The organism is Paenisporosarcina sp. P4_D4 (genome assembly GCF_056401835.1).
Map to the genome: position 1 here is coordinate 59233 of NZ_JBFUIO010000010.1, position 13613 is coordinate 72845.

Sequence of the window (13613 nt, forward strand, 5' to 3'; positions counted from 1 at the left end):
ACTGCTACCTCCCATCATTGATTACTGTTCGTAAACTGTTGAATTTGCCGTTCACTCTTTCCGTTACGGCGTTATACCATAGTTGATTTTTGGCTAACTCTGCCATTTCATAGTCCATATCTACATTGTTTCCATTAGGATTGAATTGTGTGGACTTATTTTCTTTTATGGTCGGATTAAAATCAGACGATTCACTGCTGAAAGAAATATGTTTTGCATTTGTTTTGTAACTGGACATGCCTTGGTTATTGATTGCATCATTTAATGTAGACTTGAAGCTCACTTGCTTGCTCTTGTAATTGGGTGTATCGACATTTGCGATATTAGCCGAGTGAACTCGCTGCTTTAATGTGGCATTTGATAATGCCTGCTCCAATGACTGAAAAGATTGAGGAAATAGTTTCATCTTTTAACCCCCCATGTTTAAGTGTTTGGTCCATATAAAAATCCACCTTTAATTAAAGGTGGATAACTTTAAAAGCTTCCATCTTCGGTAACCCGGCTGCCCTATCGATTTCACTTAGGCCCGTGGCTTTGCGTCCTTATCTTTCGAATAAGTTTGCCGTTATCGGTATGATAAAAACTCTACATTTTAATCTAATTGTCATATCGTGTCATATTTCGTCATATTTTAGTAATATTTGTACCAAAAATATAATCTCACATTTTCGTCTATTTGTATATTTTTATTTTTTGTTGTATTTTGTTTACCTTAATTTACAATATTGACCTATATTTTCTGTCAACTTCGTGTTATGCTAACGCATATTCAACCCTATCGCGTTTGAAAGGAAGAAAAAAGGCATGTTTCGTGGTTTATATACTGCCACATCAGGTATGATGGCAAATAACAGAAAACAACAAATTTTGACAAATAATTTAGCCAATGCGAGTACTCCTGGATTTAAACAAGATCAAAATGTCTTGCGTGCGTTTCCTGAACAATTGATAAAAGCAATGGAAATGAAAAGCACGACTGGCGGTACCATGAAAATGGGTCAATCCACTGTGGGCACTTTAAATACAGGCGTATATACACAGGAAGGAATTCCTTCATTTCTTCAAGGACCACTAAAAGACACAGGAAATACAACAGACTTTGCTCTTCTTGATGAAAGTTTGCCCGTGAATCCGGTCACTCAGAAAAAGGGTTCTCTTGTATTTGCAGTTGGACTGGAAAATGACCAAGTCCGGTATACACGAAATGGACAATTTTCAGTTGATCAAAACGGCTTCCTGAAAACGAGTGACGGTTACAATGTCTTGAATCAAAACTTGCAACCTATCCAAGTGAACTCAAAAGAATTTACAGTTCAAGAAGATGGCCAGATTATTCTACAAAATGGTTCCGCTACAAATCGTCTATGGCTTGGGTATACCGAACAGCCTGAACAATTAGTTAAACAGGGTCAGGGATTATTACGCTGGGAAGGAAATCCGGCAGAAGGTCCTCAGTCCATTGAAGGTACAGGCTTAACCGGTCCCTTCGTCAAACAAGGATTTATCGAACAATCCAATGTGGATCTGACTCAAACAATGACGGAAATGATGAACACTTATCGAGGTTTCGAATCGAATCAAAAAGTCATACAGGCATATGACCGCAGCATGGAAAAAGCAGTCAATGAGATTGGCCGTATTTACTAAGGAGGTATGAATACATGAGTATCCAAATGATTTCCGCCACAACATCCATGCGTGAATTGCAGAAAAAAATTGATATCATTGCTAATAATATTTCCAATTTAAATACAAACGGGTACAAACGTCAGGAAGCGAACTTTTCAGATGCCCTTTATCAATCCATTGAAAAGCAAGCCGGAACTCACAACGAAATTGGCCGAATCACGCCGAACGGTCTTCGAGTTGGTTCTGGTGCAATCATTTCCCAGACGTCGATTCGGACTGAACAAGGGTCCATGAAAAAAACGGATCGCCCTCTTGATTTCATGATTCAAGGAAATGATGCATTTTTCCGCGTGGCTTCCGAAGGAAAAACTTACTATACAAAAGATGGATCATTTCAAGTTCAGCCGATCCTGAATTCTAACCAAGTAAACTTGGTCACGTCTTCTGGTGATTCGGTTCTCGATAGCAATAACCGCCCGATTGTTTTTGATGGAGATTATAACAACATCAAAGTAACAGAAAACGGAACACTTGAAGTTTCTTATCGAAATACTTCAAAACAGCCAACCCAAATCCAGTTGAGCATTGCCCAAATTAACAGACCAAACCTGCTCGAAAAAATCGGAGCCAACCGTTATCAACTTCCTGGAACGGAAGCAAATCAAGTAGCAAACGGTACCCTGCAAATTGGAAACAATGATGGTTCGTTCCGAATCACTCAAGGGGCACTCGAAATGTCCAATGTTGATATGACTGATGAAATGACCGAATTAATTTCTACTCAACGATTGCTGCAATCCCAAGGAAGAGCGATCTCATTTGCGGATGATATGATGGGCTTGGTCAATACAATGAAATCATAAGTTAAATAGAAGGATGGGTTTAGTGACTTTGTCATTAATCCTATCCTTTTTTCTATTGTTTAATTTTCCTATGAAGTTTTATTTTCGTTCACCCAATATGTAAATTCAAAAAAGCACTCACCATATGGCGAATGCTCCTTATAGACTGTAGACAAAAAATAAATAGATTGAATATAACTGAATACTAATGAAAAAGAACGTATGCAAGAAAATGTTAATTTCCTTTGCGGCGGACGCGTTTCACGGGCACGGCTTTAGTCTCCGCTTCCACTCCAATCAACGGATTTCGTTTCTGTTTGCGTATCTCTTCATATTATTTCAATAGTAAGATCGTCGGCTATTTCTGAAGACTCCTGCGGAAAAACGAAATAAGCTAGACCCCACAGGCTTAGCTGTCATAGACAGCTGAGCCGAGGAGGCTAGCGTTTCGTCCGCAGAAAGCGAAAGAAATAGCCGACCGTAATATTTTTCGATAGAGTGCAAAAGATAAGAATGAGAATTTTTATACTTTTATTTTGATTAATATTCTTTTGTCAACAAGATGAACAGGAGTACTTACCATATGGCGAATGCTCCTTATTCTTTATCTTAGAAAATCCATCAAAGTTTGCTGAATGATTTTTGCTGAAGCAGCAAGACTTGCCTGATAGACACTCTCTTCACTTTTCAACTTCGTGACGGCTTCTGCATAATTCACATCTTCCAGTTTTGATAACAAGGACTTAAGTTCAATATTGCTGTCTTGAATCCGATTTTCAATTCCTTCAACGCGGTTCTTTCTTGCGCCCGCATCTGCTGCTACAGTTAACATTCGATCGATGCCTTTATCGATTTGATTCATCTGAATGTCAGAACCCGAACGAAGATCCGAAGCTAGCAAATTCAATGTGTTAAACAGATTGGTATTATCAGCAGCATTTCCAAATAACTCATCGGCAGTGACATTTGCTTTTACTGCTACGCCATCCGCAATCGTAAACATTTTGCCACTCGTATCAAATGTATCATTTTGATAGGAATTTTTATTGGGATAAGGAGGCTCATCCGTTTTTAAACCATTGAATATATATTTGCCGTTTACTTTTGAATTGGCAAATTGACGAATTTGCTCGGTCAATTCTTCCACTTCTATTGCAACGATATTACGATCAGAATCCGAAAGAATCCCGTTATTTCCTTGGACTCCTAGTTCACGTACTTTCTGCATGACATTTACCATGTCGTTAATCGTCTGACCTGATTCATCCAACCAAAGGTTAGCCTCATTGGTATTACGTTCAAATTGATCATTAGCAACAAGTGCACTTTTCAGGTTCATAGCCTTACTTACGCCATTCGGATCATCAGATGGGCGGTGTAGCTGTTTGCCTGTCGTCACTTGATTATTGGTTTTTTCCAGTCGACTCAAGTTCTGATTCATATGGCGAACTGAATTTTGATGTAACATTTGCTGTGTAACTCTCATCATCATTTTCCTCCCATGCGCTTCATCAACGTGCAGCCATGCGGTTGATGATTGTATCGAGCATCTGATCCGTCGTTGAAATCATTCTTGCTGCAGCACTATATGAATGTTGGTACTGAACTAAATTAGCCATTTCTTCATCTAGTGAAACACCCGTTATCGATTGACGACGGCTATCTGTCGCTAGCAATGTTGCTTCATAGTTTGCCACATTGCGGATGGCCGTTTGGCTTTCCGCCCCAAGCTCACTAACAAGCGCTCGGTATTCATTGTTTACGCTCTTGTATTTTTGCTCATTGCCCGGAATCAAAGAAGTAATTTGGCTACTATCAGATTCAATTAACGGATTGACTTTAAGTGAAGCAATCGTATTCCCGCTGAATAGATTTTCTCCAGGTACGTTGGGATCCGTTGATGACATCTGGTTTGCCTGGACAAAATCATTGACAATTTTGTTCAGGTTCGCTTGGTACTCATCAACCGTATCTATTGATTTAAGGATACCGGATAATTCGCCTCCGACTAAATCACTAACAATAACTTCAGTAGTAGTTGGATCACTATCAGCTACAGTGGCAAGCTCATTAACAGCTGATCCATCAACTAGTGTTTCACCAGAGCTTAAGCTGATTTTATAAGTTCCGTCTGTTTGGTCGGCAACTTTAATATCCACAATTTTCGATAGTTCTTCAACAAGTACATCTCGCTTATCCAATAAATCATTCGCCTGCGTACCATTGCGTTTGATGCTGTCGTTCAACTGGGCAATTTGCTCCAAATAACCGTTCGCTTCTTTAATTTTCGCAGTCAATTGGTTATCCAAGTCCGCTTTAGCACCTGTCATTGCACTATCCATAGCTTGCGCGGTATCGATGAAAGCCTGTGCTCTTTCTTTGATTACTGCTTTAGCGGAAAGGCTATCCGGATCATTCGCCAAGTCTTGCCAAGCTCCCCACAGTTGATCCATTGAAGAACTTAATCCCGTTTCGCTTGGTTCATTGATAATCGTTTCAAGTTGATCAAGTGTTTCTTGTTTGACGGATGCTTCACCTAGTTTTGCGTATTGCTCACGAAATTTTCCGTCTAAAAACTTGTCTCTCACACGAGTAATGGAGTCCAATGAGACCCCAGTACCAAGTTGGCCGGGGTTGACCGTACCACTTGTCCAAATGTTTAGAAAAGGGGAAGTGGATGCATTCACTTGTTGGCGTGAGTAGCCTCTGGTATTTGCATTGGCAATATTGTGACCTGTTGTTGCAATTCTTGCCTGCCCCATCATTAATCCGCGCTTCCCAACCTCTAATCCGTGAAATGTTGAAACCATCTTATTCCCTACCTTCTAACGTCAATCAAGCTTTTGTATCGAAAAAGCCCCGATTGCTTGTTTGTGATTTTTGTTGACCTATAGGAGATTGATAATTGAAGTGTTGTTGTTTTGACTTAGTAATGTGTTCGATCATATGTTGAACAAAATTCACTGAGTCTTCAATTAGTGACTCATTTACTTTATTTATATCATGCAGCTCCATCATGAGCTGTTGTAATGTTTTCAATTTTGATTGTAGATTTTTCCTCGTAAGTTCATCTGGAAGTTGTTCTACAAATTGACTGAAACTAAGAGAAGGATGATTTTGCATCACACTTTCAACCAGCTGTTCACGCTCCTGATCTACTTGATTGAGCTGTTTTATAATCTTTGCTTCCTCTTGTACCAGTTGATTCAACTCGTCCACTTTTCGCTCGACTAAAACAACTTTCTTTCGTTCCGCCAAGTTGATGAGTTTTTCCAGTATTACCATCAATTCTTTCAGCGTCGTGATTAACTGAAGCATCCGACACCCTCCTCTATATAGACGAAAATCTATTTATCAAACCAAAATTGATAGATTTTATCTGCCACTTTATCATTGTGAATTTGATACTCACCTGACTGAATTCGTGCCTTTAATGTGCTGATCTTTTCTTGTCTGTCTAAATCTATTTCGGTGTTCTTTTCAAATAACTCTTTTGCTTGATTTGAAATTTGAAGCTGGTCTTCTTTTTGCAATGGTCTCGTTTTGCCAACTTGGGAGACCTGCATTTGTTTTTGATAAGATTGAATAAAGGAAGAACCTGTCGTCTTATCGATATTCATTCCTTCACCGCCCTGTCGTTTATTTTCATTTCTTTAACTGCCAATATTGTGGCGTGTTCACTTTTGTCGATTTTTTATCTTGTTTATTTCTAATCTCATTTTGGAGATTTTCTCTTTTCAAGGTTTGATTGATTTCAGATGAGAATTGATTGAAACACTCGTCACATAACAATTGTCTTTTTATCTTTTTACTACAATGCGCACAGCGGTAACCCAGGTTCGGGTAGTCCTCTGCAAATATACGACCGTCACGAATGAAATCAGCAACCTGTTTCAAGGAAACATCCGTTTCTATGCTTACTTCTTCAATCGTAGCAAAACGATTTTTCTCGTCTTTTAAAAAGTCGGCAACCAGTTTGAAATCTTCCTCAGTTTTTTTGTAACAGCTCAAGCAATAATCTGTATGCTCTCTGAGAAACAATTTGCCACAAATCCTGCAGTTATCCAATTGACCTGATTGCATTTAAATCACCTGAATCTTTCTAATGTATATATCGGCACTTCTCACAAAATGTTTAGTACAAATACGAATTATTGTAATTTAAATTCCGTTACCAATACCCGTTCGACTTCTCCTGTTTCCACAATACCTTCAAGTTTTGCAGATAGTTCCTTTTCAAGTTTGACAATGCCTTCCTTGCCAATTAACTCGTCCTTTGTAAAGCCAGCAACAGTGGAAATGATGGCTGCGCGTACTTCAGGTTTACGTTTTTCCGCCTCTTCTTTCGTTTCCTTGCTACTTAACAAAATATTGAACTGAACAATTGCAAAATTGTTGGCGGATGCTAGATTGGTTGTGATGACGTCGGTGTCAACACTCATTTCAACCAGTTCTTCTGCTGAAATTACTTTTTCCTTTTCCTTGCCCATTACTTCTTCTTTCAAAAAAAACATGGCTCCCCCGCCTAATAAAATGATAGCGAAGAAGAGGATGACTAAAACTTTCATTTTTCCCATGGTACACCTCTTCAGTGGTTAGTTTCTTGCTTGTACGGTGATATCAAAACTTCCACACGTCGGTTTTCTGCTCTGCCTTCTGGAGTGTCATTTGTAGTAATCGGTCTGTACTCACCATATCCCGTTGCACTAAACACTTTCGGATCTAACTGTTTATTTTCAAGTAGTATTTTCATGAAATTGATGGCCCTTGCAGCACTCAATTCCCAGTTTGATGGAAACTCTTCTGAATTAGCCGGAATATTATCCGTATGACCATCAATATAAATGTTCCGTGGTAGGTCTGTAACCAGTAAATTTGAAATCTCAACCGCAATCGTTCTTGATTCTTCGTTTATATCCGCACTACCCGAAGGATAAAGTACCCCTTCTTTTATCTTCAACACCAACCCTTTGCTTGTCAGAGCTGTTTCAATTTTTGTAGATAATCCCTTGTCTTTTATGTAAACTTCAATTTTCCCCCTGAGTTCCCCGAGTTCTTTAAGGTCCTGCTCAAGGGTTATTTCAGCTACTGATTTCACTCCAGTTTCAGGTTTAATCTCATCCAGTTTGGAGATTTTGGACGTATCAGTCATAATTTCAATAGCCGCTTCTTCGTCCAGAATGCCTGTCCCACCTTGAAGCTCATTATTAAATGACTCTGAGATTTCCTTGAATTTCTGTGAATCGACTTCACTTGCCGCAAACAATACGATGAAAAGAGCGAGTAATAGCGTCAAAATATCGGCATAAGGAATCAGCCATGATTCATTAACATGATCTTCATGTTTTTTCTTACGCTTCAACGCGAACACCTTCTCTTGTTTTTTCTTCCTGCACAAGAACGCGATCTTTAGCAGGTAAATACGTCAGTAATTTCTCTTCTACTATACGTACTGGAAGACCTTCCTGAACAGCCAGCAAGCCTTCTAACATAATCGATTTCATTCTGGCTTCCTGCTCTGATTTACGCTTTAATTTATTGGCAAATGGATGCCACATGACATACCCCGTAAAAATACCGAACAAAGTAGCAATAAATGCCGCCGAAATGGATTTACCAAGCAATGAAATATCGTCTAAGTGGCCAAGTGCCGATACCAATCCCATTACGGCACCGAGTACCCCGAGTGTAGGTGCATATGTACCAGCTTGTGTAAAAATTTTCGCCCCAAGCTCATGTCTGTCTTCCATCGCAGCAATTTCTTCTTCCATCAGTTCACGAATATGTTCCTGTGATTGTCCATCAACCACCATTTTCAAACCACGTTGTAAAAATGGGTCTTCCACTTCTTCCGAACGCTCTTCCAATGCCAGTAATCCTTCTCTTCTTGCGACCATCGCCCACCCCGTGAACACTGGAATCAATTCTTTAAGAGAAACCATCTTCGACTCAGAAAAAATCACCTTAAATAGAACAGGGATTTTCTTCACTTCTTCAAATGGAAACGCAATAAGTATGCAGGCAACTGTTCCGCCAAAAATAATGACGAGTGCCGCAGGATTATATAAAGCGATTGGATCGGAGCCTTTCAAAATCATCCCACCGACCAGTACGAACATTCCAAGTATTATGCCTAACCATGATGTCTTATCCACACCAAACCCTCATTTCAATTTCAAAGAATAACAAACGTACCGTGACCTTTAGTTCTTTTTCGCAAGCTCAATGACTTGCTTCCATGTATCACGCAACTCTACAACATACCCTTCAACTTCTTCCAGTATTTCCAGGTTATTTTTCATATTGGCGTCAACCAGTCGAGTGTACATATATTCGTAAAGTTGTGTCATATTGTTGGAAATTTCGATTTCTTGGTTCAAGGTGATTCGCAGCTCTTGAATTATGTTTTGTGCCTTAATGATATTTGTATTTTTTACCTCGTAATTCTTTTCGGTCATCGCTTTTTTGGACAGCCTGATGAACTTCAAGCAACCGTTATATAACATCAGTGTAAGCTCCTGCGGAGATGCGGTCATCACTGAATTTTGCTGGTAAGTTTGGTAAGGGTTGATCACTGACATATTGAATCCTCCTGCTTTTTACTTCCGTTTATCGATAAAAGATCCCTCGGTCGATACATTCTGATACGCATCCACAAACTTCCTAGACCCTTGTTTCGTTTGAGTGATTTGATTCATTTGCGACTTGAACGACTGATGTAAACCCTTCATAAGCGTCTGGATCAATTGTTCGGTTTCTTTCATTTGCTGAATTACTTTCTTATCTTCTTCTGTCCAGTGAAAGTCAGTCTGTTGCATGTATGTATCCAGCTGAGAAATCAGCTGTTGTCTTTTATCGAAAAGGGATAGCAAGGTTTCCACTTGACCAGTTTCATTATCTTTCATATTTGAATTAAGTGTTTTAGCTTGATTATGGATTTCTTCGGTCATTTGAAGAAATTCGGCTAGTACGTTTTGGTACCCAATCATTACATGCCACTCATATTCTGTTGCATCCAAGAACTTTGTGAATTCATCTGACTCAATGCTTTTTCCATGGCCGTGAACTGCTTCCAATAGCGGTTTTCAACCATCTTTAACCGGTCATTCCATTTACTAATTTCTTTGTTCATTTGAGTGATTTTTTTTGACATAGTACTGTTGTCGACAGCACTCGTTGTACTGCCTGCACGTTCACTCAAACTTTTTACAACATCGTTCAGTTCCTGATAAACTCGGTTACCAATGCCGTTTTCACTGTTAGTAAATAACTCCATGACTTCATCAGGTTTATTTGACAATGCCTCTTTTAGCTTATTTTCATCAATGAATAGTTTTCCTCCCTCACTGTACTTACCAGTATTAATACCAATTTGAGAAAGCATATTGGTATTACCATTAGCAATTCCTGCGACGGGATTCATGAAGGCGCTTCTTAGATTTTGCAATGCACTTTTCAGCATTGGGTCATTTCGAATCAAACCACTTCTTGCTTTCTCTTCCCACAGTTCCACTTCCTTTTCACTCATGTCTTTTCGTTGTTCATCGGAAAGTGGTTTGAAGTCTGGATAGCGTTTCTCTACCAGCTTTTTCTCGATTTCAGAAATTGTTTCATTGTATTTCTCCACTAAATTTTTTATCATTTCTAATGGTTTGGCTGTATCTGATTGAACCGTAATAGTGGATGTGCCTTTTTGTAATAGATTTATGGTAAGGCCATTTATTGTTGTTTTGTTTGTCGTCAAGTTATTGACAGTAATTCCGTCGAATTTCACTTCTCCATTTGTAGCGGATGACATGAAGCCATCCCCTACAGCAGTGCCAGTGGTGAAGACCGTATTGGTGCCATCGTTTATTACTTGTTTGGCTAACAGGTCATTACTGAATTCCAACGTGAAGTTTTGATCAGAACCCATGCCTTTGGTCGACATGAAGAAGCTCGATGTAGTGTCATCAAAGCTCGCTCGTAACTCGGTTGTCTTTCCTGCTGTTGATTCCTGAAGTTTTTTCGCGACCTCGGCATAAGTCAAGCCACTAGTAACATCAACGCTTCCCAAAACCGTGCCCGCATTATCTTTAATTGTGATCATTCCTGTAGCAGGAATTACATCAGTTGATTTAGCAGCAACTCCAGCGACTTTTTCAATCATGCCGGCAGAATGGATTTTTGCAGGACTCGCAACATTCACTACTTCTACCTGATAAGTACCATTCAATGCGTTGGCTGTTGTTGATGCCGTCAAACTGCTCGGATTTGATGACGTTGCACTAAAGGCATTGAATGAACTTTGAAAACGCAGGTCACTTGCAGTTGTCCGTAACTTTGATAGAGATATATTAAATTCTCGATTGGCGTCCCGTTGCCATTCCGTCCATATTTTGTTCTGAGTCAATTTATTTAAGGGCATTTTCTGTGCATTCATAAGTTCCTTGACTAATGAATCCGTATCCATTCCTGATGCTATTCCGCCAATACGCAATTTACCTCACTCCACTTCTTTCGTTTCTGTGTTTATGTCATGATTTTTATAATAGACTTAATTAAAATTTGTCATCCACAATCAAACCCATTAACTCCGCCATAGAAGCATACATATCAAGAAATTTCTTTTGTGGAATTTCCTTCAGGACTGTATCCGAGTTTGTATCGATTACTTGTACATAATAGATATCCAGTTTTTCATGCAGTTTGAATTTTATTTCAGTAGGAGTCGGTTCCAGGAACTCATTCATCCCCTCGACTTTATCTATCAGCATTTCTTTAGTTACTTTCTCTTTTAGTTCAGTGGTCGGTTCTTCTAATTGAACTGGACCTTTGACAGGATACTCCATTGCAAGATCGACTTTCTTTGGAAACGGTATTGCAGGTGCTGGTTTAACTTCCATCAGTGGCTATCCCCTTGTATCGTCATTGTCGGTTGAGAAAGAAAACAAATCTACTTCACTGCAAATCAACCTTTATTTTATGTATATCGGCATAAACAGCGAAATTTTTAGTGTTATTTACAAATATATTTGTTCAAAAAAACAAGACCGATTCGATTAGAATCAGTCTTTTCTATGATAGATTATCAAAATGACGGCTGACCCCTGTTGTCCAATGATTGTTTAGACCAGTTGGATCATTTGCAACACCAATTGGGGCATATTTCGCTCCAATCTCGGCAATCGTGGATTTTCCTTGGTTCAAATAATTTTTACGTAAATTACGAGCCATATCGAAAATGCTATCTTCTATAGATGCGTAGCTTCTCAAGCCATTCTTACCCATCATTCCAGCGACATTATTCTTCTCTTTGACTGCTCTTGAAGAACCATTCCCCGTTTCATGGATGGCAATCGCAGAAAGGAGACTCGGATCTATATCATACTTTTTCCCTGCATTGATAAAGTGCGAGGCTGATCCGTTCAATTTTCCTTCCAAGCTACTATCAAGTTTCAAGAATTGCACGGGTTTAAAATGGAAGTCACTTGTATCATTTGGACTTGTAGGGACATCTATTTTATCTACTGCCTGCACGTTTACTGGAAGAGAAAATGGACTGTTTATTTGTGGAATCAACTGATTTTGAGCAAAAGGCAGAGTGGTTGTATTGTTCGATTCGCTCCCTTGCATCGCTGCATTTAATACCATAAGGAACAGAGAATTTTCATTTCCTACATTACCGAGTAAATTGGTTGCACTGCCTGATTGATTTATCGAAGGCATTGCTTGTGCCATAGAAGCCATTGTCATGTAATAAAACCAATTGGAAGAGATCGGGCTGGTCATTGATAGATTTCGCATCCTTCTTTATGTATTCATACCAATCATTTTACATAGAAACAATAATTAAAAGAATAGTCGTATAATCCCGTTAGTTGGTACTTTATAGAAAAAAAGAGCCAAAAAGAAGGACTGTGACGGGAGATAAGTCACAGTCTTCTTCTATATTAGTATTGTCCGATTACTCTTTTTACTAAAGAAGCTAACCATTCCCAGGATTTGAACCCATGGTGATGGCCGTTATTCGAGCCTTATTTTTTTGACCCTTTTACTTCCACTTCAGTAGATCCAAGTACTAGGTAATCACCAACCATTCCACTGAACTGAAGTGTCTGCTTGCCATTATCCCAGTCAAAATCATCCCGATTGAATTTGAATTGGCCTTTTTCGGCTTGTTTTTCATAGCCATTTTTACCGGTAAGGGCTGAAACGCCATTGATCGTTACTGTTTCTAAAATGAAATTCTTCGTGTCAAATCCTCTTGGCAATGATACGTCAACTGTGAAAACTCCGCCGTTATCCTTGATAACACCAGGATTAACTTTGATGGTGCTTACATGAATGTAGACTACGATTGTCTTTTCAAGAGTTGTCGTCAGTCCAACATGGTCAGTTACAGTTACTTTTACGGTATATTTGCCCGGATTAGTAAAGTCGATGATATCACCGTTTTTATATGCTTCACCATTAACCGTCAAGCTTTCCGTTTTGATTCCTGATTCAGCATCTTTAGCTGTATAGGCCAATGGAAGTTTTGTACCAAGAGTATAGATTTCCTTAAGCTCCCACGTTACAGTTGGGGCCGTTTTGTCAATCTTCACTTCGATTGTTTGCACTTCTTCTTTGTTACCTGCTTTGTCTACGCTGTAGAACGTAATTACATTAATTCCTTCTTTATTTACCGTGAAGCTTTTTCCTTCAACGTATTCAGAACCATTGATAGAGTAATATGTTGATGATAAACCACTTCGACTATCCGCTGCAGTCAATTCCACTACAAAGCTTTCTTTTACCCAAAGATTGCTAGCATTTGAAGTTGTTACTGGTGCTGACTTGTYAATTTTGACYTCAGCTGTTTTTACTTCTTCTTTATTACCAGCGTTATCGACGCTATAAAACGTAATTACGTTGATTCCTTCTTCTTTTACAGCAACGCTATTGCCTTTTGTGAAATCAGAACCATTTACTGAATAGAATGTTGTTGCTTCACCGCTTAGTACATCTTTAGCAGTAAATTCTAGAGTGAACTCTTGGTGCCATTCGTTAGTTGCATTAGAAGTTGTTGCTGGTGCTGATTTGTCGATTTTGACTTCAGTTGTTTTTACTTCTTCTTTATTACCAGCGTTATCAACGCTATAGAACGTGATTACGTTGATC

The 13613-nt window shown here is 39.1% G+C and carries 17 protein-coding genes and 1 riboswitch; of the genes, 2 read left to right on the top strand and 15 right to left on the bottom strand.

The features are described 5' to 3' along the window. Positions 1 to 4: 4 nt before the first annotated feature. Positions 5 to 406 (bottom strand): flagellar basal body rod protein FlgB, encoded by a 402-nt coding sequence (flgB, locus tag AC1DSL_RS04920; RefSeq protein ID WP_477531379.1) that lies wholly within the window; start codon positions 404 to 406, stop codon positions 5 to 7. An 83-nt stretch (positions 407 to 489) separates the two neighbouring features. Then, positions 490 to 574: riboswitch (cyclic di-GMP riboswitch) on the bottom strand. 230 nt (positions 575 to 804) lie between these two features. Here flgB and AC1DSL_RS04925 point away from each other — a divergent pair. Then, the gene (locus AC1DSL_RS04925) at positions 805 to 1647 is read left to right on the top strand and encodes a flagellar hook-basal body protein (protein WP_016429526.1); all 843 of its coding nucleotides are present in this window, start codon (positions 805 to 807) and stop codon (positions 1645 to 1647) included. Between the two features lie 14 nt (positions 1648 to 1661). Next, on the top strand, positions 1662 to 2492 hold the full coding sequence (locus tag AC1DSL_RS04930) for a flagellar hook-basal body protein (RefSeq protein WP_477531380.1): 831 nt from the start codon (positions 1662 to 1664) through the stop codon (positions 2490 to 2492). A gap of 583 nt (positions 2493 to 3075) precedes the next feature. Here AC1DSL_RS04930 and flgL read toward each other — a convergent pair. The 14 genes from flgL to AC1DSL_RS05000 form a co-directional block, all read right to left on the bottom strand. Next, a complete protein-coding gene (flgL, locus tag AC1DSL_RS04935) occupies positions 3076 to 3960 on the bottom strand; it encodes a flagellar hook-associated protein FlgL (RefSeq protein WP_477531381.1) in 885 nt (294 codons plus the stop codon). 22 nt (positions 3961 to 3982) lie between these two features. After that, complete coding sequence (gene flgK, locus AC1DSL_RS04940) at positions 3983 to 5281, bottom strand: flagellar hook-associated protein FlgK (protein WP_477531382.1); 1299 nt, start codon at positions 5279 to 5281, stop codon at positions 3983 to 3985. Positions 5282 to 5306: 25 nt separating this feature from the next. Beyond that, the gene (locus AC1DSL_RS04945) at positions 5307 to 5789 is read right to left on the bottom strand and encodes a flagellar protein FlgN (RefSeq protein WP_016429522.1); all 483 of its coding nucleotides are present in this window, start codon (positions 5787 to 5789) and stop codon (positions 5307 to 5309) included. A gap of 29 nt (positions 5790 to 5818) precedes the next feature. Beyond that, a complete protein-coding gene (gene flgM, locus AC1DSL_RS04950; RefSeq protein ID WP_016429521.1) occupies positions 5819 to 6091 on the bottom strand; it encodes a flagellar biosynthesis anti-sigma factor FlgM in 273 nt (90 codons plus the stop codon). Between the two features lie 25 nt (positions 6092 to 6116). Continuing rightward, positions 6117 to 6554, bottom strand: coding sequence for a flagellar protein (locus tag AC1DSL_RS04955; RefSeq protein WP_477531383.1), 438 nt, complete (start codon positions 6552 to 6554; stop codon positions 6117 to 6119). Between the two features lie 68 nt (positions 6555 to 6622). Next, positions 6623 to 7048 (bottom strand): flagellar basal body-associated FliL family protein, encoded by a 426-nt coding sequence (locus AC1DSL_RS04960; RefSeq protein ID WP_477531384.1) that lies wholly within the window; start codon positions 7046 to 7048, stop codon positions 6623 to 6625. 11 nt (positions 7049 to 7059) lie between these two features. After that, entirely contained in the window at positions 7060 to 7833 is a 774-nt protein-coding gene (gene motB / locus AC1DSL_RS04965; protein WP_477531385.1) for a flagellar motor protein MotB, read from the bottom strand. Next, on the bottom strand, positions 7823 to 8626 hold the full coding sequence (gene motA, locus AC1DSL_RS04970; protein WP_016429517.1) for a flagellar motor stator protein MotA: 804 nt from the start codon (positions 8624 to 8626) through the stop codon (positions 7823 to 7825). Before motA ends, motB begins: the two co-directional genes overlap by 11 nt. Before the next feature lie 48 nt (positions 8627 to 8674). Further along, positions 8675 to 9052, bottom strand: a complete 378-nt coding sequence (gene fliS, locus AC1DSL_RS04975) for a flagellar export chaperone FliS (protein ID WP_477531386.1) — start codon at positions 9050 to 9052, stop codon at positions 8675 to 8677. An 18-nt stretch (positions 9053 to 9070) separates the two neighbouring features. After that, positions 9071 to 9460, bottom strand: coding sequence for a flagellar protein FliT (gene fliT, locus AC1DSL_RS04980; protein ID WP_477531387.1), 390 nt, complete (start codon positions 9458 to 9460; stop codon positions 9071 to 9073). Further along, complete coding sequence (gene fliD, locus AC1DSL_RS04985; RefSeq protein ID WP_477531388.1) at positions 9460 to 10950, bottom strand: flagellar filament capping protein FliD; 1491 nt, start codon at positions 10948 to 10950, stop codon at positions 9460 to 9462. Before fliD ends, fliT begins: the two co-directional genes overlap by 1 nt. 61 nt (positions 10951 to 11011) lie before the next feature. Then, positions 11012 to 11356: a flagellar protein FlaG gene (gene flaG / locus AC1DSL_RS04990; protein ID WP_016429513.1), complete on the bottom strand. Its 345-nt coding sequence runs from the start codon at positions 11354 to 11356 to the stop codon at positions 11012 to 11014. Positions 11357 to 11528: 172 nt separating this feature from the next. After that, entirely contained in the window at positions 11529 to 12257 is a 729-nt protein-coding gene (locus AC1DSL_RS04995) for a glucosaminidase domain-containing protein (RefSeq protein WP_477531389.1), read from the bottom strand. Positions 12258 to 12487: 230 nt separating this feature from the next. Then, positions 12488 to 13613 (bottom strand): OmpL47-type beta-barrel domain-containing protein (locus AC1DSL_RS05000; protein WP_477531390.1); only part of this gene is annotated, 1126 nt, incomplete at its 5' end.